Source organism: Klebsiella sp. MS 92-3 (assembly GCF_000195655.1).
In the GTDB taxonomy this organism is placed as follows: Bacteria; Pseudomonadota; Gammaproteobacteria; order Enterobacterales; family Enterobacteriaceae; genus Klebsiella; species Klebsiella pneumoniae.
The window spans coordinates 18478-19747 of record NZ_GL882869.1 but is presented as its reverse complement, the minus strand read 5'-3'; the positions used below and the strand labels follow the sequence as shown (position 1 = coordinate 19747).

The window sequence follows — 1270 nt, the reverse complement described above, 5'->3', positions numbered from 1 at the left end:
GGCGCCGAAAGCCCGGCGTAGCCGGTTACCAGCCTATAAATTCTGCCTCCGCCCTGCCCTGGTTAGCCTGAACCCACTAACAGCAATCAAGAAAGTTAAGGTTATCCCTTTAACCCCGGAGCGCTGGCTTTACGGCGTTTACGACATAAAGGGCGTGATTTCGAGGTCCTTAGTCGAGGTAGCTTGCTGCTGACGCTTAGGGGATATTCTTCAGTTATTTCAACGACACCAGGGAACTTAACACGGTAGCTGAAAAGCTCAGCGCCGGAGATCCTGCCGCCCGGCCAGCGAAAGCCGGCGGCAGGTATACCTCTCAAGGCAGCATCTTACCCTTTGGCAAAATTGGCCTGGATCCGCTGCTGCAGATAATCCTCGGCGCTGATGGGCGGGTACTTTCTCTGCGGCCCGAGGATCTCGACATCTTTATTGGCCTGGCAGAAAAACGCCAGGCTGTAGCGCGGACCCTGAAATTCATGGGGCAGCGGGTTTCTCACCCGGTGGAAGTTAGACGGCAGCTGGTCGTCGCTCCAGCGCATCAGCATATCGCCGATATTACAGGTGATCACCTCTTCCCGCGGCTCAATGCTGGTCCACTGCTGGCTTTCACGGTCTTTACCGGGACAAACCTGCAGGCCGCCCTGGCCGGGGCGCTGGAACAGCAGCGTCAGACAGTCAAAATCGGTGTGCGCGCCGGCCCGCCACATCCCCTGCTGCGACTGCTCGGTTGCATAGTAATGCAGCATGCGCAAGGTGCTCTGATAGGTGTCACGCTGCGGATCGTGCGCGGTGGTGAAAAACGATTCCGGAAAACCGAGCTTCAAAGCAAAGCAGGAGAGGATCTTCATCCCCAGCTGCCAGCACTGCGACTCAAACCCGAGCATCGTCTGCCGGAAGCCTGGCAGCTCCCGATCGCTGGGCCAGCGCCCGGCCATCAGCGGCCGGGTGATCTGATACGACTCTTTTTGATCCGGCGTGCGGGTCGATGGCCGAACCTGCGCTTTGCTTTCCCAGCCGGCGTTGCCGGCTAGCGGATACTGGCGCTTCACCTCGTCGGGCAGGTCGAAAAACGCCTCGGTCATGCTGAACGCCTGGCGGATATCCGCCAGCGGAATACCGTGATGGCTGACCTGGAAGAAGCCAATCTCTACCGCCGCCTCCCACAGTTGTTCGGCAATGTCATTTTTTCTTGCGGCAAAGTTCGACAGGTCGATACAGCGCACTTCGCGGGGGGGGGGGGGCTCGCCCCCCCCCCCCCCCCCCCCCCGCCCCC

Annotated in this window: 1 protein-coding gene; it reads right to left on the bottom strand. The window is 60.0% G+C overall.

What is annotated here, in order from left to right:
* Window positions 1-326 precede the first annotated feature (326 nt).
* A partial coding sequence (locus HMPREF9538_RS01395) for an isopenicillin N synthase family dioxygenase (RefSeq protein ID WP_009486389.1) occupies window positions 327-1270 on the bottom strand: 944 nt, incomplete at its 5' end.